We start from the raw sequence: 21,297 nt of genomic DNA on the forward strand, positions 1-21,297 counted from the left end.
CCCTGACCGGACCGGCCGCTCCCCTGCGTGGCCGACCGGTGACGCTCAGGTCAGATACCGGACAAACGCGTGCCACCCGTGCAGCCGCGGTGCCACCCTGGTCCTCCCCCGCCCGCGATCACCCACCTGCTATCGGACTCCGCCGCAGGCCACCCGGGTGACCGCCCGGCGGGGCGGACGGGGCCGCCTCCGGTACCGCGACGCCTTCCGCCAGGAGGCCGCCGGAGGCCCCGGCGAGCGGGAGGACGGGCATGGCGTCGCACACGGGGGACGAGCCCGGGGCCGACCGGCCCGCCCCGGCCAGCGGGCCGACCCGCTCCGTCGGCACCGGCCGGCTCCGCGACGCGCTCCGGACGACCCCGGCGCTGATCGTGCTCAGCGGCGCCGTACTGGTCGCCGCGCTGGCCGCCACCGCCGCCGTCGCCGTGCAGTCCCGCGCGTCGGCCACCACGCTGGGCGAGCGGTCCGCGGCGACCGCCGTGGGCACCAGCACGACCGCCCGGCAGATCTACCAGGGCCTCGCCGACGCGGACGTCGCGGCCAGCGCCGTCTTCCTGCTGCCGCCGGCCGAGGACCGACGGGCCCCGCTGGTGGCCGCCTATGACGCGTCCGTCCACGAGGTGGAGCGCACGCTGACCGACTCGATGGGCAACGCCGTCGGCGACCCGGACCGGCTCACCCGGCTGGCGACCATCGCCGCCCGGTTGAAGGTCTACCGCGACGTGGTGTGCGCCGCCCTGCGGGTCGCCGGTCCGCTCTCCGCGACGGCCACGGGCAACCGGCAGCCCTGCCCGCCGGCCGGGGCGGCGGAGCAGGCCGGGACGGGCAGCCCGGCGGCCCGCGCGGTGCTCGCCTCGGCCTACGCGCGGGAGGCGTCGCACTACATGTCCACCGAACTGCTCACCGCGGCCCAGGGCCTGTGGAACTACGACACCAGGCTCCTGCTCGACGCCCGCGCCGACGCCCGGCCCTGGCTGGCCGCGTCCGTGCTGGTGCCGCTGGGCGCCCTCGCCGCCCTGGTGGTGGTGCAGGTGTGGCTGCGCCGGCGGACCCGGCGCCGGCTGAACGCGGGCCTGCTGCTGGCCTCGGTGGCCACCACGGCCGTGCTGGCCATGCTGGTCTCCTCGTGGTGGCACTGGCCGGACGCCGACCGGGGGTTTCCGGAACTGGAACGGGCGATCGACGCGCAGAGCGCCACCCAGCAGCGGCTCGGCGCCCTGCTGGCCGGCCGGGCCGACGTCTACCTGGGGCTCGGCGCGAGCGTCGATCCGGCCGGGCACAAGGCGGACTTCGACAGCCGGGACCTCTGCCTCGAGCCCGCCGGGGGGCGGGAACCACCGAAGGACCGGATCGACTGCACCGCCCTGGCGCGGGACGTCTGGCCGGCCCGGCAGATCAAGACGCCCGACGCGTTCCGCGACGCGGTCGACACCGTGCTCGCCGAGGGATCGGCGGGCCGGGCGTTCGTCGCGGCGGAGGGCCACCTGCTGACCGAACTGACCACCCGCAACGAGGAGGTCACCCGGATGGTCGACGGGCTGCCCGAGGCACGCCACCACCTGGGCGGCCCAGCCGCCTGGGTCACCCTGCTCGCCGCCGCCGGTGTGGTGGCCGGGCTGCGCCAGCGCCACCTGGAGTACCAGTGACCACACCCCGGCGGACCCCGACGCGGCCCCGGCGCCGGGCCGCGTCGCTCGCGCTCCTGGCGGCGCTGGCCGGGTGCGCCGCGCCGGCGGCACCCGCTCCCGCGCCCCCCGCGCGGCCACCGGGGGTGGCCACGACGCCGACCACCGACGCGACCGGCGGGGTCTGCCCGGTACGCCGCAGCCTCCCGCCCGACCCGACGCCCCCGCGCCAGATCCTCGACAGGGGCGAACTGGTCGCCGGCGTGGACCCGTCCGACGCCACCATGAGCCACTGGGACGCCAGCACCCAGCGGTTCGAGGGTTTCAACATCGAGCTGATGCTGGCGGTGGCCCGCGCCCTCTGGCCGGCCGACGACCCGCGCAACCGGCTGACCTTCAAGGCCGTGCCGCCCGGCCAGGGCGCCTTCGCCATGCTCGACAAGGGGGAGATCGACGTCGTCGCCACGTCGCTGACCGCGTCCTGCGAGCGGGCCCGGCGGGTGCTGTTCTCCAACGACTACCTCGACTCCGGGCAGACGGTGCTGGTCCGCAGGAACGCCGACGGCACGCCCGAGTTCGCGGGCATGGAACAGCTCGGCGGCCGGCGGGTCTGCGCCGCCACGGACACCACCTCGCTGGCGATGATCGCCGGCTACCGCACCGCGGGCGGCCTGCGGCCGGTCCCGGTGCACGCCCCGCACCCGGTCGACTGCCTGGTCATGCTGCGTCAGAAGCAGGTCGACGGGGTCAGCACCGACGACAACATCCTGCTGGGCTTCGCCCGGATGGCCCCGGACACGACGTTGGTGACCGAGGCGCCCCGGCCGGAGAGGCGGTCCTGTGACCAGCACCGGGACGAGGAATGCACCTGGTTCACCGACGAGCCGCACGCCTTCGCGTTCCGCCTGACCGACGGCCGGGAGCTGGTCGCGTTCGTCAACCACGTGCTGGCGCAGCCGCGTACGGCGGTGGTGTGGCAGCAGGCCCACGACCGGTGGCTCGCCGGGCACCGGGACCGGGGCATGCCCTCGCCCGGGCCGGTCACCACCGGGTGGCCGCCCCCCGACCCCGCGCCGGCCACCCCCCGGCCGGCCGACTGATGGACGGTGGGCGGATGGCCGTGCGGGAACGCCTCGACGCCACCCTGGCCGCGCACGCCTGGGTCTGCGAGCACCTGCTCGACGTGCAGCAGTTGGTCACGGACGCCTTCCGGCAGCCCGACGGCCCGGCCGCCGCGCCCGCGCAGGAGGCCCGGGACCTGCTGCACCGGCTCGGCTGCCTGTCGCTGGCCCTCGACCGGCTGGTCGACGACCTCGACGGGATCGACCGGTCGACGGACGCGGGCGAGGAGGCCCTGGCCCGGCTGCTGACCGGCCCGTGCGAGGTCCGGTTCACCGCCGCCACCGGCGAGCCGGTGCAGGTGCAGGCGATGGACGTCCAGGAGATCCTGGTCGCGGCCCGCGAGCACGTGGCCCGGATCCGCCGGATCGTCGACGCGTACGGCCGGGACCGGCTGGCGGTCCGGGCGCAGCGGCTGCGCTCCTCGGTCGAGCGGCTCCGGCAGCTCGCGACGGAGGCCGCCGGCGAGGGGCTGGGCGACGGGACGGATCCCCTGGCGGCGCTCGCGCTCGACGGGCTGCTGGACCGGCTCACCGCCGCCGAGGCGGCGGGCCGTGGCCAGTGGTGGCGGGGGGACGTCCAGCCGGAACGCGACGACGGCTCGCTGCGGGCCGCCGTCGACCGCGCGGTCGAGCGGACCGACACCGCGCGGCGCCGGCTGCGCCGGGGCTGCCACGTGGAGCTGACCGGCCGGCTGGAGGCGTACCGGCAGAAGGCCGCCGACGAGGGCCGGGCCGAGCACCCGCAGGTCGAGCTGGCCTACCGGGAGGCGCTGGCCGCGCTGCGCCCCGACGCCTTCACCGTGACCGCCGCGAGCCGCGCGGTGCGGGCCTACCAGCAGGCCGTGAACGGGGGTACGCGATGACGGCGAGCCGCGGCTGCGCGGAACGCAACTGCCCCGGCACCGTCGACCAGGACGGGTTCTGCCGGCTCTGGGGGCACGAGTGCGTCGGGGCCGGCGCCGGGTCCGCAGCCGCCGGCGGGCCGGTACCGGCTGCGGAGGTCGGCCCACGGCCGCTGCGTACGACGTCCCGGCCCTGGGAGCGACCGGCCGTGCTGCCGACCGCCCGGCCGCACGACCCCCTGACGGCGGTGGTGTCGCAGGCGGTCGTGCCCGAGCACTCCCGCTACTGCGGCAACACGAGCTGCCCCCGCCACCGCGGTCCCCGGCTGCCCCGGGTAGCCGGCTTCTGCCCCGACTGCGGCACCCGGTACTCCTTCACCCCGCCCCTGGCCGACGGCGACCTGCGCGCCGGGCGGTACCGGATCGAGGGCTGTCTCGGCAACGGCGGCGTCGGCTGGGTGTTCCTCGCCCGGGACGAGGACATGGACGGCGCCTGGCGGGTGCTGAAGGGGCAACGCAACCCGGAGGACCGGGAGGCCATCGCGGCGTTCGTCGCCGAGCGGCAGGCGCTGATCGCGCTGAACCACCCGAGGATCGTCACCATCACCCACGCGCTGCGGCCCGAGTCCGACCGGGACGCCGGCTACCTGGTGATGGAGTACGTCAACGGCGGCACCCTGGAGGAGGCCCGCAGCGCGGCCGGCCCGGGCGGCGGTTCCACCGCCGTGGACGTGGCGCAGGCGCTGGGATACGCCGTGCAGATCCTCGACGCCTTCGAGTACCTGCACGACCAGGGTTGGCTCTACTGCGACCTGAAGCCCGAGAACGTGATGCGGGTCGGCGGCCAGGGCACCAACGACCCGATCAAGCTGGTCGACTTCGGCGCGGCCCGCCGCATCGACAACACGGTGAGCCCGGCGTGGGGCACCGCGGGCTACACCGCTCCGGAGGTGGAGCGGCTGGGGCCCGCCGGCCCGAGCGTGCGGTCGGACCTCTACACCGTCGGCCGGACCCTCGCCGCGCTGACCCTGGTGCCCCGGTCCACCGAGGTCACCCGGATCCCGCCGGGGCAGGACGTGCTGCGGCTGCCCGTGCCCGCGCGGCTCGACCCGTTCCTGCGGCTGCTCGCCCGGGCCACCGCCGCTGCGCCGGAGGACCGGTTCGCCGCCGCCGCCGAGATGCGCGAACAGGTCCGGGGCGTACGACGGCAGGTCAGCTCGGCGGCCGACGGCGTGCCCCGGCCGACCCGGTCCACCCTGTTCAGCCCGTCCGCGTGCGCCTTCGCCCTGCACACCGACCGCGACGCCCTGGACGTCGTGGAGATCATGCTCGGCCTGCCCGTGCCCCTGGTCGACGGCGCCGACCCGGCCGCCGGGTTCCTCGCCTCGCTCGGCGCCGCCGACCCGGCCGAGCTCATCGAGCTGTTGCGGACCGCCCCGGAGCAGACCGCGCAGGTGACCTACCGCGCCGTCCGGGCCCACCTCGCCACCGGGCGGGTGGACGAGGCCGGCCCGCTGCTCGCCGACTTCCCCGAGGAGTCGCGGGACTGGGCGCTGTGGTGGCACCGCGCCCTGGTGGCCCTGGTGGGGCGGGACGCCGGCACCGCCCGGCGCTGGTTCGCGCAGGTCTACGGCTGGCTGCCCGGCGAGGTGTCCACGCGGCTCGCGTACGCGGTGGCCTGCGAACTCGACGGTGACCCGCGCACGGCGGCCGACCACTACCAGGGGGTGTGGGACGCCGACCCGGGCGTGGTGGGCGCGGCGTTCGGGCTGGCCCGCTGCCTGCTGGCGACGGCGGACGCGCGCAGCGCGGCGGACGCCCTGCTGCGGGTGCCGGAGTCCTCCCGCGCCTCGACGGCGGCGGTGACCTGTGCGGTGCGCATCCTGCTCGACGCGCCGGACGACGGGCACCGGCTCGACACGGCGCTCGACGCCGCCGCGATCGTCGACAAGCTGCCCCCGTTCGGCGAACGCGAGGAGGTGGAGGCGCACATCCTGCGGATCGCGCTGCACTGCGACCTGACCGAGGAGCGCCACGGCGGCCGGCGGCTGTTCGGTCACCGGCTCGACGAGGACGCCCTCCGTCGCGCCTTCGAGCGCCGCTGCCGCTCCCGCGCCCGGCGCACCGCCGACCGGCGCGAGCGAATCGCGCTCGTCGAGCTGGCCAACGCGTACCGGCCGGTGACGTGGTGGTGATCCCGGCCGCCGGCCCCGACGGAAAGAGGTCACCCGTGTCCCCCGCCAACGATCTGCCGCTGCGGCTGCGCGCGCACCACACCGAGTGCGTCTCCGCCGACGGGGCGGTCCTCGACGTGGTCGCCACCGTCCGGGGCGAGGAACCCGTCCATGCCGACGTCCGGCACGACGACCTCGCGGAGGTGATCCTGCTCGACTCCTCAGGCTCGATGGGCGCGCCCCAGGCCAAGATGCGCGCCGCCCGGCGGGCCACCGCCGCGGCCATCGACGCCCTGCCCGACGGGGTCGCGTTCGCTGTGGTGGCCGGCACCGCCCGCGCCACGATGGTCTACCCGAGCGACCGGCGGCTGGCGGTCGCCGACGAGACCACCCGGGCCGCCGCCCGCAACGCGTTGCGGCACGTGACGCCGCACGGCGGCACCGCCATCGGCACGTGGCTGCTGCTGGCCCGCCACCTGCTGGCCACACGACCGGACGCGATCGGGCACGTCATCCTGCTCACCGACGGACGCAACGAGTCCCAGCTCCCCGCCGACCTGCGGGCAGCGGTGGACGACTGCGTCGGCCGGTTCACCGTCGACTGCCGCGCCATCGGCTCCGCCGACGGCGTGCACGACTGGGACGCGGCGGAACTGCTCGGCATCGCGGAGGCGTTGGGCGCCAACCCCGTCGTGCCGGTCGAGGACCTCACGGGGCTCGCCGACGACTTCCGGGCGGTGCTGACCCGCGCGATGTCCCGGCGGGTCCCCGACGTCCGGCTCCGGGTGCGCACCACCGGACTGGCCCGGGTCCGCTTCGTCAAGCAGGTGCACCCGGCGCTGGCCGACCTGAGCGGGCGCGGCGAGCCGGCCGGCGAGCTGGGCACCGACTACCCGGTCGGCGCGTGGAGCCCGCACGACCAGCGGGACTACCACGTCGCCCTGGAGGTCGACGCGATGGCGCCCGGGGTGAGCCGGCGCATCGGCTGGTTGAGCGTCCACGCGGGCGCGGCCACCACGCCGGTCGAGGTGCCACTCGACGTGGAGTGGACCGAGGACGCACTGCGGTACTCGGAGATCAACGAGAGCGTCGCGTACTACACCCGCCAGCAGGACTACGCGGCGGCGGTCCAGCGGGGGCTGGCCGCCGCCCGGGCGGGCCGGGTCGTCGAGGCGGAGGAGCAGCTCGGGCGCGCGGTGGCGCTCGCCCACGCCACGGGCCGCGACGACGACGTCGCCCTGCTCGCCCGCGTCGTGGACGTCCTGGACGCCGCCGACGGCCGGGTCCGCCTCAAGCCCGACGTCGACGTCCGACTCACGCAGTCCTCCCTGGTCGTGGCGCACCACACGTCCCGGTGGGGACCGCAGGAGCCGCCGGCGCAGCGGGTCGCGCCGGCCGGACCGCCCGCGCCGTGGCGGCACTGCCGCGAGGAGCAGACCGGCGCGTACTGCCAGGGATGCGGCACCCACCACCTGTCGGCGGACCGGCCGGGCGCGGGCCGGTCCTGACCGCCGATGGACCTGGACGTCTCGGACAAGGTCGCCAGCGTCGTCAGCGGCACGCTGGCGCTCGTCACCGCGGTCGTCGCCGTCCGCCGCCACTCCCGGGGCCGGCGCGGCTGGTGGGCCGCGCTGCGCCCGGTCTGGCGCGGCGAGGCCGACGCCGGCATCGTCCACCCGCACCGCTTCGGCGGCTACGTCAAGCCGCTGTCCGAGGTGTACGTGCCGCGCCGCGCGGTGCCACGGCTCGCCGCGTCCGGCGACGGCGTCGACGTGGCGGACCTGCTCACCGGCGCCGGCAACGTGCTGCTGATCGGGGAGCCGGGCAGCGGGAAGACGGCGCTCGTGCGCTACGAGAGCGCCCGCTCGGCGCAGCGGTGGCTCGCCGGGCGCGGGCGGCGACGGCGCTGCCCGCCCGGGCCGGTGCTGGTGAGCCTGCCGGCCGCCGCCCTGGTGCGCCAGCCGCTGTCCGCGGCGCTCGCCGAGGCGTACCCGCGCGACGGCGCCCCGCTCGACGTCGAACAGGCCCCCGCCCCCGGCCGGCGGTGGCTGGTCTGCGTCGACGCGCTCGACGCAGTGGCCGACCCGGACGAACGGGCCGTCGTCCTGAACCGCCTCGCGGAGCTGGCCCGCTCCCCCGGCCCGGCCGGCCCGTCGAGGCCCTGGCGGGTCATGGTGACCACGCGGCACCTGGCGGAGGACGAGCTGGCCGTGCTGGGCGACGGCTATCCGGCGTACCACCTGGCGCACTTCACCGACGCGGACGTGGCGCTGCTGGCGGCCCGCTGGTTCCCCGACGCCGGCACGGCCCGCAGGTTCCTGGACTGGACCCACGCCCAGCGCATCACCGGGCCGGTGCACAACCCGCTCACCGCCACCGTCGCGGTGCTGGTCTGGGAGGGCGGGCAGGCGGAGGCGGCCACGCCGGCGGGCCCGGCCGCCCTGCTCGACGAGTTCGTCCGCGCCCTGCTGCGCGGCGGCCGGGCCAGCCTCGACGCCGCCTGCGCGGCGCTGCGGCACCGCCCGCCCGACGGCGAGGCGGTCGCCGCCTGGCTGGACACCCGGCACACCGACCTCGTCGAGGTGGCGGCGACCGCCGCCGTCGCTGGCGCCGACCCGGTGGCGGCGGTCGTCGACTGGTCGGCGGCCCACGCCCCGGCTGTCCCGGCGACGGTGCTGCCCGACTGGCCCGCGCGGGTACGGCAGATCCTGCTCGCCACCGACCTCTTCCGGGCCGACCGCCACGCCCTGGCCTCGGTCTGGCCCAGCCTGGTGGAGTACCTGGCGGCCGGGCCGCTCGCCCGCGACTGGCGGCCGGACGAGTGGGTGACGCTGATGAACACCGGCTCGGCGCGGTTCGTCGCGTTGCAGGCGATCAGCCGGGCCGCCGTCACGCCGGCCTTCCTGCGCGCCCGGCTGACCGAGCCGGTCGGGGCGATCGCCGCGGGTCACCTGCTCGCCGGCCGGGGCACGGCCGCCGCCGGCGCGCCGGCGTTCCGGGCGGACGTGCTGGCGGCGCTGCTCACCCACTGGTCCGGCGGCGCGGACGGTCCCGGCGGCCGGGACGCCGCCCGGGAGTGCTTCTCGCTGCTGACGACGCTGGCGGCGGACCGCGCCGACCGGGACCTGCTGCACGAGATCGCCGCGGATCCCCGGCGGTCGGGTGAGGTCCGCCGGGCGGCGGCGCTCTTCTTCGCCCTGCGCACCCGCAACGCCCACCGCTCCCGCGCGGTGCGATGACCGACGCAGCGGTGGGCGTCGCGGGTGTTCGCCTACGCCGCCCGCTGCGGGCCGACGACGGTCCAGCACAGGCCGGCGGGATCGCGCAGCGTCACCTGGCGCGACGGATCCGCCGGCGTCTCGACGCGGGCACCGGCGGCCACCGCCCGCCGCAGCACCGACTCGGGGTCGGTCCGCTCGATGGTCAGCACGTCGTCGCGGCTCTCCACCGCCGACGGCGCGCCCGCCTCGTACCACTCGCTGACGGTCAGGCGGTGGCCGCCGACGGCCAGTTCCGCGTGCAGGACGTGCCCGTCGAGCAGACACTCCCGTACGATCGCGACGGCGTCGAAGACATCCGTGTAGAAGGCGATGGCCTCGTTCGTGTCGCTGACCGTCAGGTGGGGACCCGGCCGGTGGTTCTGTGCCCTCATGTGACTGGTGCCGCCCTTCCCCTACTCGGCGATCCGGGTCCGACCGGTCCAGCGGAAGACCACCGGAAGGTCGACCGCCGGCGGGGTGGCGCCCCGTTCGAAGTGCTCGTACCCGCCGTAGTGCAGGACCTTGATCTTCTCCTCCACCCGCGCCACCTGGCGGCTGCGCAGGTCGGTCGGCAGATCGACCGGACCGCCCTCCAGGACGACGTCGATGACGCCGACTGCGTCCCGGGTGACCGAATCAGCTTGCGAAACGTCCTTCATGGCACGACCTCCGTCGCATTCCGCACACCTCGGACGAGCCGCCGCACGGCGGCAGACACGTCCACACAGGCCTGACGACACCCGTTGCCGGGTGAACGGACGCTTCGCGGTCGAACGTCCTTGTCCGGTGACCGGGCGCCCTTCTGCTCCGAACGTAATCCAGATCACATTCGGCGGACACCCTTAGGCCACCCCTAGGAACGGCCCTGGGCAGCGACGACGTCCCCCGCACCGGCCACGCGGGTGCGGAGGATCACTCCCAGCGGAAGAACCGGGTGGCCGCCGCGGAGCCGACCACGGCCGTCACCGCCAGGGCGATCAGCTGCGGCAGCTCCGGGTTGGCGCCCGCCCACGCCGCACCGAGGGTGTCCACCGTGGCGCCCAGCGGCGAGTAGTCGGCGATGGCGGCCAGCGCGCTCGGCATCCGGTCGCGGGGCAGCCAGGCGCCCGCCAGGAAGAGCAGCGGGAAGAACAGCGCGGGGCCGATCGACTGCGCCGCCCGGGCGGACGGCGCCAGCGCCGCGATCAGCAGACCGACGGCGAAGAGGCACGCCACCCCGAGCAGGAAGGCCAGCACGAACCCGGGAACGTTGGCCGGCGCCGGCTGGTCCAGCAGGAACCGTACGGCGATCGCGGTGACCACCGCGCCGAGGACGCCCATCACGAGGTTGACCACCACCTGCGCCACCAGCAGAAGGGCGGGCTGCACCGGAGTCGTCGCCAGGCGGCGCAGCACCCGGCGTTCCCGGTAGATGCCGAGCGCCATCGGCAGGGTGAAGAGCGCGAGCATGCCGATGGTGAGGGCAAGCGCCAGGGACGGCAGGAAGGTCTGCTCGGCGTGCTGCCCGGTGTCGGCGGCCGTGCCGGCGCGCTGCGGCAACCCGAAGACGAGCATCAGGCCGATCGGCAGGGCGAACACGAAGAACAACGACACCGGTTCCCGCAGGAACAGCTTCGTCTCGACGGCGATCAGCTTGGACAGGGCGCTCACGACGACCTCCCGTCGGTCGGGGACTGCGCGGCGGTCCGGCCCGAACGGCCGGTGAGGGAGACGAACGCGTCGTCGAGGGTGGGCTGCTCGACCCGCAGCCCGTCGTAGCGGATCCCGCGCCCGTTGAGCACGGACATGACCGACTGGAGCACGTCCTTCGTGCCGGTCACCGTCACCTCGTCGCGGTAACGGGACACCCCCGTCACGTCGGGCGCCGCGAGCAGCAGGGCGTCCTCGACCGGCTCGGCGGGACGGAAGTGCACCCGGTGCTCGCTGCCGACCCGGGTCAGCAGGCCGGCGGGGCTGTCGATGGCCACCACCCGCCCCTTGTCGATGATCGCGAGCCGGTCGCAGAGGCGTTGCGCCTCCTCCATGAAGTGGGTGACCAGCACGACGGTGACGCCCCGGTCGCGAATCCGCTCGACCAGGTCCCAGGTGTCCCGGCGGCCCTGCGGGTCGAGGCCGGTGGTCAGCTCGTCGAGGATGGCGACCTCCGGCCTGCCGACCAGTGCCAGAGCCACCGACAACCGCTGCTTCTGCCCGCCGGAGAGCTTCTGGAAGTAGGTGTTGCGCTGCTCGGCCAGGCCGAGGTCGGTCAACAGCTCGTCGATGTCGGCCCGGTTGCGGTAGAAGGACCGGTACAGGTCCAGCGCCTCCCACACCCGCACCTTGTCCGGCAGCTGGCTCTCTTGGAGCTGGGCGCCGACGCGCTGCCGCACCTCGGTGCGGTCGCGGATCGGGTCGAGCCCGAGCACCCGGATGGTGCCGCCGTCGGGACGACGCAACCCCTGCACGCACTCGACCGTGGTGGTCTTGCCGGCCCCGTTCGGGCCGAGCACGCCGAAGATCTCGCCCTGTTCCACGGTGAAGGAGACGTCGTCGACCGCGATCTTCTCGCCGTACCGTTTCTGCAGATGATCGACTTCGATGACCGGCATTGGGGGTGGTCCTCCTTCACGTGCGGGTTGCCGTCGAGAAGGGCGGGACCCCTCGGCTGATCGCGGCGTCGGCTTGCGGGAACGGGCCGGGTCGGCCGGAGCCGGCCGACCGACGCCCGACATCATCCGGCCAACCGATGCGCCGATCAACTGATCGGCTGACAAATCGGGGGTATCGAACCGGGAATCGGCCCGGGACAGGGGTGCCGACCGCGAACGTGGCGCGGGGGCAGGGGTGCCGGCCGGTCACCGCAGGTGTCCGTCCACGCGGGTCGGTCACCGGCGGGCCGGGCAGAACGGCAGCAGCTCGTCGAGTCGGGTCAGGACGACGTCCGGGCCGGCGGCGTGCAGGGTCTCCGCGTCGGACTCGCCCCACAGCGCGGCCACCGCCAGCACCCCGGCCGCCCGCGCGCTGGCCAGGTCGCTGGGGGCGTCGCCGACCATCAGCGCCTCCCCGGGGCGGGCCCCGAGCAGGCGCAGCGCCCGCCGCACGATGTCCGGAGCGGGCTTCGGCCGGGGCACCTCGTCCGAGCCCACCACGTGGTCGACCAGCGGGAGCAGACCGAGCCGGCCGAGCAGGTCGCGGGCGCGGACCCCGCTGCGGCCGGTGGCCACGGCCAGCCCGATCCCCCGCCGGCGCAGGGTGCGGAGCAGCTCCGGCGCCCCGTCGACGGGGGCGACCCGGTGCGCGAGGCGGTTGCTCTCCCGCACGAACGGTCCGGCCAGCGTCGCCGGCAGGCCCATCAGCTCCAGCACCTCCGGCAGATACCGGCCCGGGTGGCGGCAGTACTCCTCGACCGGGGCGACGCCGTCGCCGACCACCTCGGCGTACGCCAGGGCGAACGCCTCCCTGGCCACGGCGAGGCTGTCGACCAGCACCCCGTCGAGGTCGAGCACCACGGCCCGGACACCGCCCGGCACCGCCGTCCACGCCGTCGCGTCCGCGACCACCGACGTCACCTCCCGCCCGTCCGACCCGGCGCGCCGCCCGGTAGGGGTGGCAGGCCGGGGTGCCCCCGACTACGGTCAGGACCGTCGTTCCGGGCCCGCCGGCGCGGCGCACCGCGCCCACCTGGATCCGCCGGCGCCCCACCGACCCTACCGGCGTCCCGGGTGCCGCCGTCCGGCCGCCGCGGCACGCCCGGCCGGACCGGCCCGGGCCCGAGCCGCTGGAGAGGGGTCGCACCATGCCGCTGCTGAGCTGGCTCGCGGGAGGCACCGACGAGCGTCCGGACGCCATCCGCGTCGACGACCGCGCGGTGTCCTGGGTGGAGCTGCGTCGCCTGGCCGCGGCGGTGGCCGACGAGCTGCACGGCGTCGACCGGGTCGCCATCGAGGCCACCGCGACCCTGGAGACAGTGGTCGGGGTGGTCGGCGCCCTCACCGCCGGAGCGGCGGTCGTGCCGGTCCCGCCGGACGCCGGGCCGATGGAGCGCGACCACATCCTGCGCGACTCGCAGGCGACGGCGCTGCTGGTCCCGACCGGCGCGGAGCGCACCGCCGAGGGCGCGGGCCGGGCCGTCGTGCCCGTCGACCTGAGCCGGCGCTCGGACACCGTCCACCCCGAGCCGGACCCGGCCAGCACCGCGGTGATCCTCTACACCAGCGGCACCACCGGCGCCCCGAAGGGCGCCGTGATCTCCCGCCGTGCCATCGCCGCCTGCCTGGACGGGCTGGCCGACGCCTGGGCGTGGACGCCGGACGACCTGCTGGTGCACGGCCTGCCGCTGTTCCACGTGCACGGGCTGGTGCTCGGCGTGCTCGGGCCGCTGCGGCTGGGTGGCCGGCTGCACCACGTGGGCCGGCCGCGACCCGAACGGTACGCCGCCGCCAAGGGCTCGGTGTACTTCGGCGTGCCGACCGTGTGGTCCCGGATCGTCGCCGACCCGGACGCGGCACGGGCACTGCGTCCGGCGCGCCTGCTCGTCTCGGGCAGCGCGGCGCTGCCGGCGGCGGTCTTCGCGGACCTCGCCACCCTCACCGGGCACCGGCCCGTCGAGCGGTACGGGATGACCGAGACCCTGATCACGGTGAGCGCCCGGGCGGACGGGCCGCGCCGGCCGGGCACTGTCGGGCTGCCGCTGCCCGGGGTGCGTACGCGGCTGGTCGACGAGAACGGCGCCACGCTCCCCGCCGACGGGGTGGCGATGGGCGAGCTCCAGGTCGACGGCCCCACCCTGTTCGACGGCTACCTGAACCGTCCGGACGCCGACGCGGCGAGCCGCACCCCGGACGGCTGGTTCCGCACCGGGGACGTCGCCACCGTCGACCCGGACGGCTGGCACCGGATCGTCGGGCGGGCGTCCACCGACCTGATCAAGAGCGGCGGCTACCGGATCGGCGCCGGCGAGGTGGAGGACGCCCTGCTGGCGCACCCGGGGGTCCGCGAGGCCGCCGTGGTGGGCACCCCGCACCCCGACCTCGGCCAGCAGGTCACCGCGTACGTGGTGGGCGACGGGGTGGACGGGGCCGAACTGATCGAATTCGTGGCCCGGCACCTGTCGGCGCACAAACGGCCACGCGAGGTACGCCTGGTCGACGCGCTGCCCCGCAACGCCCTCGGCAAGGTGCAGAAGACCAGGCTGACGGCGGACTAGGAGCGGACGGCCGGGATGCTGATCGCGGTGGCGACCAGTCCCCGCTCGACCAGGAACCTGCCGGCGAAGGTCGTCACCGGGATCCCGCCGAGGACCGGGCCGGGCACCAGCAGCCGGGCCTCGAAGGTGCCGGCCGGATCGATCACGATGTCCGCCTCCGAGAAGTCCAGCCACCGGCCGGTGAGCGGGAACCACGCCTTGTACACCGACTCCTTCGCGCTGAACAGCAGGCGGTCCCAGCAGACGGCGGGGCGGGCCGCGCCCAGCGTGGCGGTGCGCGCCAGCTCGGCCGGCAGCGCGATCGCGTCGAGCACCCCGTCGGGCAGCGGCGCGTGCGGCTCGGCGTCCACGCCGAGGGTGGCGAACGCGGTCGTACGGCCGAGGACCGCCGCCCGGTAGCCGTCGCAGTGCGTCATGCTGCCGACCACGCCGGCCGGCCAGACCGGGGCGCCGCGCGCGCCGGAGACGATCGGCACCGGCGCGAGGCCCAGCTCGCCGAGGGCCGTGCGGGCGCAGTGCCGCACGGTGGTGAACTCCCGGCGACGCTTCTCCACCGACCGGGCCACCAGCGCCTCTTCCTCGGGGAACAGGGTCAGGTCGGCGGGGTCCGTGAAGGCCTCGGCCACCGCCACGGCGGGGGGCAGGATCTGCTCGATCACGTCCGCCGATGCTAGGCGCTGCGGGGAGCCGCGCCGCGCCGGCACCGACGGTACGGTGCACCATAGGGGTCGGGTACGGGTGCCGGGCCGCGCGGGCGGCTGCCAGTCTGGGGGCGGGCCCCGGTTCCATGGGCGGGGCACGCGGATTTTGGTCGGATGGATGCGGGAAAGCGATGCTCACTGGCAAGGTGGTGCGGTTCGACGAGGTGCGGGGCTACGGGTTCATCGCCCCGGACGACGGCAGCGACGACGTGTTCGTGCACGCGAACATGCTGGACGGCGACAAGTGGGCGCTGACGCCCGGTGTCCCGGTGGAGTACGAGGCGGTGGGGACCGACCGCGGCCCCAAGGCCGTGCTGGTGCGGGTGGTGGGCGCTGCCGTGGGCGCGGAGCGCAACGGGGCGGCCGGCACCGCGGCGCCCTCCCGGGCCGGCGTGGCGTTCACCGGCGGGCGCAGCAGGGACGGCGGGCCGGCCACGGGCGGTGCGGAGGACGACGAGGGCCTGTGCGACGTGCTCTCCGAGCGGGCCTTCTGCACGGAGACCACCGAGGCGCTGGTCACCTCCGTGTCGGACCTGACCGGGGCGCAGATCGTGGCGGTGCGTGCCCGGATGCTGGACCTGGCCCGGCGGCACGGCTGGGTGGAGGGCTGACTGCGGGGCGGACGTCGATGGACCGCCGCCCACGGTCCGGTCGGCTCAACCGGCGGCGATCAGCAGGGACTTCCTGATCCGGCCGAGCGCGCTGCGCGGCAGCTCGTCGACGAAGTGCACCCGCCGGGGCCGTTGACCCGCGGAGAGGTACCGGCCGACGTGGTCGATGAGCACCTGCGCGGTCAACCCCTCGGCGACGACGTACGCGGTGACCTGCTCGCCGAGCGCGTCGTGCGGCGTGCCGACGACGGCGGCCTCCCGGACGCCGGGATGACTCAGCAACGCCTCCTCGATCTGCCCGGCGTGCATTCGCCGGCCCCGGCAGTGCAGCACGTCGAGCCCGCGCCGACCGATGATCCGGTACGAGCCGTCGGCGGCCACGGTGGCCAGGTCGCCGGTGGCGTGCCAGTGACCGGCGGCATGGCCCCGCCCGCCCTCGACGTAGCCGCTGAACAGCGTCGGCCCGCAGATGCTCAACTCGCCGACCGACTCGCCGTCGGCCGGCACCGGTCGGGCCTCGCGGTCCAGCACCCGGGTCTCCACGCCGGGCAGGGGGGTGCCGACGGCACCGGCGACCGGGTGGTCGTCGGCCCGCCCGGTCAGCGCGATGAGCGTCTCGGTGGTGCCGTACGCCTGGACCGGCGTGTGCGAGGTGAGCAGCCGGAGGCGTTCGGCCACGGCGCAGGCCAGTGGGGCGTCCGCGGAGATCAGGATCCGCGCCGCCGACAGTGACCGGGCCCACCGGGCGTTCAGCGCGATCTTCGCCCACTGCTCGGGCAACCCCAGGTACATGGTGCCGACCGGTCCGGCGGCGGCGTTGCGGTCGAGGTGGACGAAGCGGCTGCCGACCCGCAACGCGCCGAGCAGGCCGACGACCAGGCCGTACGCCCGGAACAGCGGCGCGCCCTGGACCACGACGTCCTCCTCGCTCCACCGCCACGCGTCGGCCAGCAGGTCGAGGTCGGCGGCGATGGCGCGACGCGAGATGCGTACCCCGCGTGATGGCCCGCCGGCGCCACCGGTGTAGAGGATGACCGCGTCGGTGCCCGGCGTCGGCTCGGGGTGCGGTGTCGAGGAGCGCTCCCGCAGGTCGACCGGGACGGTGGGCAGCCGGTGGGTGTCGGACCGGTTGCGGCCGAGGAGCACCGTCGCTCCGGACTGGCGCAGGATGCGGCCCCGTTCGCACTCGTCCGCGTCGGGGGGCAGTGGTACGAGCGGTACGCCCGCGTGGACGGCGCCGAGCATTCCCACCACCGTCTCCAGGGTCGGTGTGCCGTCGACGGCGACCGCGCCCGCGCCCCTGATCCGGTCGGCGACCGCGGTGACGCAGCCGAGCAGGGCCTCGCTGGAGAGCGTGCCGCCGGCCACCGTGACCGCATCGGCCCGGTCCGCGCCGAATCCCCGCAGCGCCGGCAGCAGTGTCATCTGCGCTATCCCCTGCGGAGGGCGGCAACGAGTCGCGGCAGCAGGTGGAACATCACGACGGCCACAGAACCCTTCAGGTCACGGGGCAGGGCCCCATATCCGACTATCCCGATGATGGAAACGGGTGCCCCGAAATTAGGCCGGGCTATCGGCCCGGCACAACCCCTAGCTGCCCGGACCGGGTCCCCTGCGGGGGCGACAGGCCAGGTAGGACAGGATCTCGTCCGGTTTTCGACAGCGGCGGGCCGGACCGCCCTTTCCTGCGGCCGACACTATGGATGGACGGCCACTCGCCGACAGCGGCGGACATTGGAGTCGGCTTTTGACGGAAAATTGTCGATCAGCAGTAATGAGTCGCCGGGACATTGATGTCGGTTACACTTGTCCGACCGCATTCCGTCGGCCACGCAGCGACACCGGCGCCCGCCGACAGACCCCTGGGCGCATAATTCTTTTTTAACAACATAATCGGTGAATTTCCCAAAGGTCCGAATCTGGTGGCGCATCGGCGGCGCGCGTCGAGTCCCGATCCCCGGGCGACCCGGCGGCCCGCAGTCGCACTTCGGGCAGGCGATGTCGCACGCCGCAACAATCGGGAACCTTTAACAATTGTCGAGCCGCCCGCCCGCACCCGGGAGCGGCTCGTCGCCGGTCCGGGCCGGCGGGCCGGCAGGCACCCCCGGCCCCCTTCCGACCGTCAGCGCTCCCACGCCGGGCCGCACCGCGACCATTGCCGCCGGACCGCCCGCCGGCCATGTTGACACTGAGTTGAGCTGCGCTTACCCGGGATGACGTCGAGGGTTTCCGGCCCACCCGGTGCGGAACCGCCGCCGACGGGAGGGCGGCTTCAGCCGCCGACGGTTCGACGACGGGAGCGCCGTCGCGGTGACCACCCGGACACGCACCGGACGCCTAGCACGCAAGAACGCGTCCGCCAATCGCCGAGTGGGCCGGAAAAGGCGCGCCCAATGGGCCACGGCGGCATGCTGTCACGTTACGGGATCACCCGGCGACTTTCCGCTGTCAACGTACGCACGAAGGCCCGCTCGGGCCGACGCGACACAGAACCGATGTTTGCCCATCCTTTACAAACCTCGGCTTGCCGCCCAATTGCCGAACTGCCATACTCCCACCATCACGGTGGTCGATAGGGGGAAGGCCGACCCGGAGAGGCTGGGGAATTATCACCGACGCTGGCGGGGGCGCGACCCGGAGTCGCCAGCCGGTCAAGTCGGTCGATGGTTCGCCGGCCATACTCGACGGTCGTCTATATTTGCTAATAATGGAATGGGTCAAGAATTGCCGGTCTCCGATTTCGTCGAGCTCCAGGGGCGCGCAGGGCGGGCGGCCCCTCCGGTGACCGCGGACCGCACGCTCCTCCGGGGGCCGCGTCGATGGAGCTGACCGAGCGGTCGTGCCTGCTCAGCATGCTGGAACGCCGGCTGACGGACCTGTCCCGCAGCGAGGCCTCCCCGACCAACCGGACCGTCGCCGTGCTGACCGGCCCGGTCGGCTCCGGCAAGACCACGCTGTTGCAGACCTTCGCCCGGCGGGCCTGCGACTCCGGGGCACGTGTCCTCGGCGCGAGTGCCTCCCGCGCCGAACGCTCCGTCCCGCTGGAGGTCGTCCGGCAGCTCGTGCGGGCGGCGCCGTTGAGTGGAGCCGGCAACCCCGACCTCTGGGCCCGCCTCGGGCGGCTGCTGGACGCGGGCGCCCTCACCTGGGCCGACGCCGAGGACACGGACCACGAGGACACCGCCCTGGCCACCGCCGCGATCGGTGGGGCCCTGCTGGAGATGACCGCGCAGGGGCCGCTGGTCATCGCGGTCGACGACATCCACCACGCCGACGTGCCGTCGCTGCGTTGCCTCGACTACGTGGCCCGACGGATCTCCGGGCTACCCGTGCTGATCATCCTGACGGAGGCGCCGCGCACCCGACCGTGGCGGCCCGACGTGCACGCCGAGCTGCTGCAACCCGCGCGGCTGCAGCGCATCCGGCTTCCGCTGCTCACCGCCGAGGGGACGTTCCAACTACTCGCCCGGCGACTCGGCGTTCCGGTCGCCCGGACCATCGCCGAGGAGAGCCATCGGATCAGCGGCGGCAACCCGCTGCTGGTGCAGGCGCTCGCCGAGGACCAGGCGGCCGCGCCCCGGCCCGCCGACCGTCCCGTGGCCGGGGAGTCGTTCCGGGAGGCCGTGCTGAGCTGCCTGTACCGCTGCGACCAGCTGGTGCTCAACGCCGCCCGGGTGCTGGCCGTGACCGGCGAGCCGCTGCACGGCAACCTGCTGCCCCACCTCGTCGACGCACGGTCACGGGCCGCGCTCGGTGCCATCGACGACTCGACCAGCGCGGGACTGATCACCGAGCAGGGGCTGCGCCATCCGGCGGTGAGGCAGGCCGTCATCGACGGCATGACCGCCGAGGAACGCGCACGGCTGCATCTGGAGGCGGCCTGCCTACTGCACGACGACGGCGCGGACCCGGCTCGGATCGCGCCGCATCTGGTCGGGATCGACGAGCTGGCCGAGCCCTGGATGGCGCAGACCCTGCTCGACGCGGGCGAGCAGGCGTTGCGCGACGGCGAGATGGAGACCGCGCTGCGTTACCTGCGCCGCGCGCACCGGAGCTGCGCAGGCGAGTGCCTGCGGGCGCGGATCCGTTCCGCGCTGGCCCGCGCCGAGTGGCGTCTCGACCCGCAGGCCGCGATCCCCCACCTGGTCGGCGTCGTCAGCGCCATCCGCGCCGGGCACCTCGGCAGCCAGCAGGCCGCCGGCGCCATCCACTACCTGCTCTGGCACGGCGAGATCGACAAGGCCGTCGATCTCGTCAACCACCTGAGCGAACGGGCGGACAGCGTCGACCCGAGATCCGCCGCCGAACTGCTCGTCACCACGGGCTGGATGTCGACCCTCTACCCCGGCGTGATGGTCGACCGCCCCGCACCCGCCGTGGCCGCCCGGGACCCGCTCACGCTGGCCAAGGTCAAGCGCGGGATCGAGGGTGCCACCCTGCTGTCCGCCGTGCTCCACCGCGGTGACGCCAGCGCGGTCGAGCAGGCCGAGCGGGCGCTGTCGACCACCGGGCTGGACGACGAACCGAACATGTGGACCGCCGTCTGCGCACTCATCGCCATGATCTACGCCGACCGGCTGGACCTGGCCGGCGACTGGTGCGACCGGCTGGGCCGCAATCCCGCCACCCCGCGCTACCCCACCCCGTCGGCGACGCTCGCGGCCCTCCGGGCAGCCGTCGCCGGACGGCTCGGCGACCTGCCCCGAGCCGAGAAGCTGGCCGACGAGGCGCTCGGTCAGCTCTCGCAGAAGGGCTGGGGAGTGGTGATCGGGATACCGCTCGCCGTCCGGGTACGGGCCCTCACCTTCATGGACCAGCTCGACGCGGCGGCAGCCTCCCTCCAGGTCCCGGTTCCCCCGGCGATGTTCGAGACCCCGATCGGGCTGCACTACCTGCAGGCTCGCGGGATGCACGCCCTCGCCGCGGGAAGCCCGGAGGCCGCCCTGGCCGACTTCCAGCTCTGCGGGCAGCTGATGAATCGCTGGCGGCTGGACTTCTCGGGCCTCGTCCCGTGGCGGACCGAGTCGGCGCGGGCGTTGCTCCGGATGGGCCGCCGCCAGCAGGCCGGCAGGTTGGTCCGCGAAGAGCTGGCCCGGCTGCGGCCCGTGCACGTGCGGCACCGGGCCGCCGCCCTGCGGGTCCTGGCCGCCACGGAGGACGGGCCGGACCGGATCCCGCACCTGCGAAGCGCCGTCCGACTGCTGCGGCAGTGCGGTGACCGGATGGAGCTCGCGCACAACCTGGCCGACCTCGGTCAGGCCTACCAGCAGGTCGGCGACCGGCGGCAGGCCCGCGTCGCGGCGCGGTCGGCCCGGGTCCTCGCCGAGGAGTGCGGGATCCCGATGCTGCGGCCCGGCCTCTCCGCCAGGAGCGGCGGCGCCGAGGGCGCCGGCGCGACGGCCGTCGTCCGGGGACTGACCGACGCGGAGTGCAATGTGGCCACCCTGGCCGCCCAGGGCCACACCAACCGCGAGATCGCCGAAAAGCTCTTCCTGACCGTCAGCGCCATCGAGCAGCGGCTGACCCGGATCTACCGGAAGCTGGACGTCAACTCGCGCAGCGAGCTGGCCGCCCGGCTGCGCATGAACCGACCCGGCGCGACGGTCCTGGACCCACCGCCGCGAGGCAGGGACGACCCGGGCCACCGGCCCGCGGGGCCCCGGCCGCGCTGACCTTCGCCGGCCGACCGCCGCTCCTGCACCGCCGACCGTCCCGGCCGCCATTCCTGCACCGCCGGCCGTCCCGGCCGCCATTCCTGCACCGCCGGCCGTCCCGGCC

General features: G+C 75.2%; 16 protein-coding genes. 9 read left to right on the top strand and 7 right to left on the bottom strand.

Going from position 1 to position 21,297, the window contains the following annotated elements; translation table 11 throughout:
- Window positions 1-251 precede the first annotated feature (251 nt).
- Genes F6X68_RS00695 through F6X68_RS00720 form a run of 6 tightly spaced genes read left to right on the top strand, consistent with a single transcriptional unit; the run spans window position 252 to window position 9,001 of the window.
- Window positions 252-1,646: a hypothetical protein gene (locus tag F6X68_RS00695; protein ID WP_151452386.1), complete on the top strand. Its 1,395-nt coding sequence runs from the start codon at window positions 252-254 to the stop codon at window positions 1,644-1,646.
- Window positions 1,643-2,725, top strand: coding sequence for a transporter substrate-binding domain-containing protein (locus F6X68_RS00700; protein ID WP_151452387.1), 1,083 nt, complete (start codon window positions 1,643-1,645; stop codon window positions 2,723-2,725). The genes F6X68_RS00695 and F6X68_RS00700 overlap by 4 nt, the downstream gene beginning before the upstream one ends.
- Before the next feature lie 14 nt (window positions 2,726-2,739).
- The gene (locus F6X68_RS00705; protein WP_151452388.1) at window positions 2,740-3,609 is read left to right on the top strand and encodes a hypothetical protein; all 870 of its coding nucleotides are present in this window, start codon (window positions 2,740-2,742) and stop codon (window positions 3,607-3,609) included.
- Window positions 3,606-5,783, top strand: coding sequence for a serine/threonine-protein kinase (locus tag F6X68_RS00710; RefSeq protein ID WP_151452389.1), 2,178 nt, complete (start codon window positions 3,606-3,608; stop codon window positions 5,781-5,783). The genes F6X68_RS00705 and F6X68_RS00710 overlap by 4 nt, the downstream gene beginning before the upstream one ends.
- 35 nt (window positions 5,784-5,818) lie before the next feature.
- Window positions 5,819-7,270: a VWA domain-containing protein gene (locus tag F6X68_RS00715; RefSeq protein WP_151452390.1), complete on the top strand. Its 1,452-nt coding sequence runs from the start codon at window positions 5,819-5,821 to the stop codon at window positions 7,268-7,270.
- A 6-nt stretch (window positions 7,271-7,276) separates the two neighbouring features.
- The gene (locus F6X68_RS00720; protein WP_151452391.1) at window positions 7,277-9,001 is read left to right on the top strand and encodes a hypothetical protein; all 1,725 of its coding nucleotides are present in this window, start codon (window positions 7,277-7,279) and stop codon (window positions 8,999-9,001) included.
- Between the two features lie 32 nt (window positions 9,002-9,033).
- Here F6X68_RS00720 and F6X68_RS00725 read toward each other — a convergent pair whose 3' ends face one another.
- From F6X68_RS00725 to F6X68_RS00745, 5 genes are all read right to left on the bottom strand, one after another.
- Entirely contained in the window at window positions 9,034-9,414 is a 381-nt protein-coding gene (locus F6X68_RS00725) for a glyoxalase/bleomycin resistance/extradiol dioxygenase family protein (RefSeq protein WP_151452392.1), read from the bottom strand.
- A 21-nt stretch (window positions 9,415-9,435) separates the two neighbouring features.
- Entirely contained in the window at window positions 9,436-9,681 is a 246-nt protein-coding gene (locus F6X68_RS00730) for a DUF5988 family protein (RefSeq protein ID WP_151452393.1), read from the bottom strand.
- 253 nt (window positions 9,682-9,934) lie between these two features.
- Complete coding sequence (locus F6X68_RS00735; RefSeq protein WP_151452394.1) at window positions 9,935-10,672, bottom strand: ABC transporter permease; 738 nt, start codon at window positions 10,670-10,672, stop codon at window positions 9,935-9,937.
- Window positions 10,669-11,610, bottom strand: a complete 942-nt coding sequence (locus tag F6X68_RS00740; RefSeq protein ID WP_151452395.1) for an ABC transporter ATP-binding protein — start codon at window positions 11,608-11,610, stop codon at window positions 10,669-10,671. Before F6X68_RS00740 ends, F6X68_RS00735 begins: the two co-directional genes overlap by 4 nt.
- A gap of 276 nt (window positions 11,611-11,886) precedes the next feature.
- Window positions 11,887-12,561 carry an HAD-IA family hydrolase gene (locus F6X68_RS00745; RefSeq protein WP_151452396.1) on the bottom strand — a complete coding sequence of 225 codons (675 nt, stop codon included), beginning with the start codon at window positions 12,559-12,561 and terminating at the stop codon, window positions 11,887-11,889.
- A 236-nt stretch (window positions 12,562-12,797) separates the two neighbouring features.
- On the opposite strand from F6X68_RS00745, the gene F6X68_RS00750 reads away from it, so the two are divergent.
- Window positions 12,798-14,207, top strand: a complete 1,410-nt coding sequence (locus tag F6X68_RS00750; RefSeq protein ID WP_151452397.1) for an acyl-CoA synthetase — start codon at window positions 12,798-12,800, stop codon at window positions 14,205-14,207.
- On the opposite strand, the gene F6X68_RS00755 is transcribed toward F6X68_RS00750, so the two are convergent.
- Window positions 14,204-14,866: a 4'-phosphopantetheinyl transferase gene (locus tag F6X68_RS00755; protein WP_151452398.1), complete on the bottom strand. Its 663-nt coding sequence runs from the start codon at window positions 14,864-14,866 to the stop codon at window positions 14,204-14,206. The genes F6X68_RS00750 and F6X68_RS00755 overlap by 4 nt on opposite strands.
- Before the next feature lie 173 nt (window positions 14,867-15,039).
- On the opposite strand from F6X68_RS00755, the gene F6X68_RS00760 reads away from it, so the two are divergent.
- Window positions 15,040-15,519 (top strand): cold-shock protein, encoded by a 480-nt coding sequence (locus tag F6X68_RS00760; RefSeq protein ID WP_151452399.1) that lies wholly within the window; start codon window positions 15,040-15,042, stop codon window positions 15,517-15,519.
- Between the two features lie 45 nt (window positions 15,520-15,564).
- On the opposite strand, the gene F6X68_RS00765 is transcribed toward F6X68_RS00760, so the two are convergent.
- The gene (locus tag F6X68_RS00765; RefSeq protein WP_151452400.1) at window positions 15,565-16,944 is read right to left on the bottom strand and encodes an AMP-binding protein; all 1,380 of its coding nucleotides are present in this window, start codon (window positions 16,942-16,944) and stop codon (window positions 15,565-15,567) included.
- A 1,394-nt stretch (window positions 16,945-18,338) separates the two neighbouring features.
- On the opposite strand from F6X68_RS00765, the gene F6X68_RS00770 reads away from it, so the two are divergent.
- Window positions 18,339-21,191, top strand: a complete 2,853-nt coding sequence (locus tag F6X68_RS00770) for an AAA family ATPase (protein WP_151452401.1) — start codon at window positions 18,339-18,341, stop codon at window positions 21,189-21,191.
- Window positions 21,192-21,297 lie beyond the last annotated feature (106 nt).

The sequence above is a fragment of the Micromonospora sp. AMSO12t genome, from assembly GCF_008806585.1.
In the GTDB taxonomy this organism is placed as follows: Bacteria; Actinomycetota; Actinomycetes; order Mycobacteriales; family Micromonosporaceae; genus Micromonospora; species Micromonospora reichwaldensis.

Excerpts from the sequence above, each read along its gene's own strand:
- F6X68_RS00695 (WP_151452386.1), top strand. The coding sequence starts at position 252 with ATGGCGTCGCACACGGGGGACGAGCCCGGGGCCGACCGGCCCGCCCCG.
- F6X68_RS00705 (WP_151452388.1), top strand. The coding sequence starts at position 2,740 with ATGGCCGTGCGGGAACGCCTCGACGCCACCCTGGCCGCGCACGCCTGG.
- F6X68_RS00710 (WP_151452389.1), top strand. The coding sequence starts at position 3,606 with ATGACGGCGAGCCGCGGCTGCGCGGAACGCAACTGCCCCGGCACCGTC.
- F6X68_RS00720 (WP_151452391.1), top strand. The coding sequence starts at position 7,277 with ATGGACCTGGACGTCTCGGACAAGGTCGCCAGCGTCGTCAGCGGCACG.
- F6X68_RS00725 (WP_151452392.1), bottom strand. The coding sequence starts at position 9,414 with ATGAGGGCACAGAACCACCGGCCGGGTCCCCACCTGACGGTCAGCGAC.
- F6X68_RS00730 (WP_151452393.1), bottom strand. The coding sequence starts at position 9,681 with ATGAAGGACGTTTCGCAAGCTGATTCGGTCACCCGGGACGCAGTCGGC.
- F6X68_RS00740 (WP_151452395.1), bottom strand. The coding sequence starts at position 11,610 with ATGCCGGTCATCGAAGTCGATCATCTGCAGAAACGGTACGGCGAGAAG.
- F6X68_RS00750 (WP_151452397.1), top strand. The coding sequence starts at position 12,798 with ATGCCGCTGCTGAGCTGGCTCGCGGGAGGCACCGACGAGCGTCCGGAC.
- F6X68_RS00760 (WP_151452399.1), top strand. The coding sequence starts at position 15,040 with ATGCTCACTGGCAAGGTGGTGCGGTTCGACGAGGTGCGGGGCTACGGG.
- F6X68_RS00765 (WP_151452400.1), bottom strand. The coding sequence starts at position 16,944 with ATGACACTGCTGCCGGCGCTGCGGGGATTCGGCGCGGACCGGGCCGAT.
- F6X68_RS00770 (WP_151452401.1), top strand. The coding sequence starts at position 18,339 with ATGGAGCTGACCGAGCGGTCGTGCCTGCTCAGCATGCTGGAACGCCGG.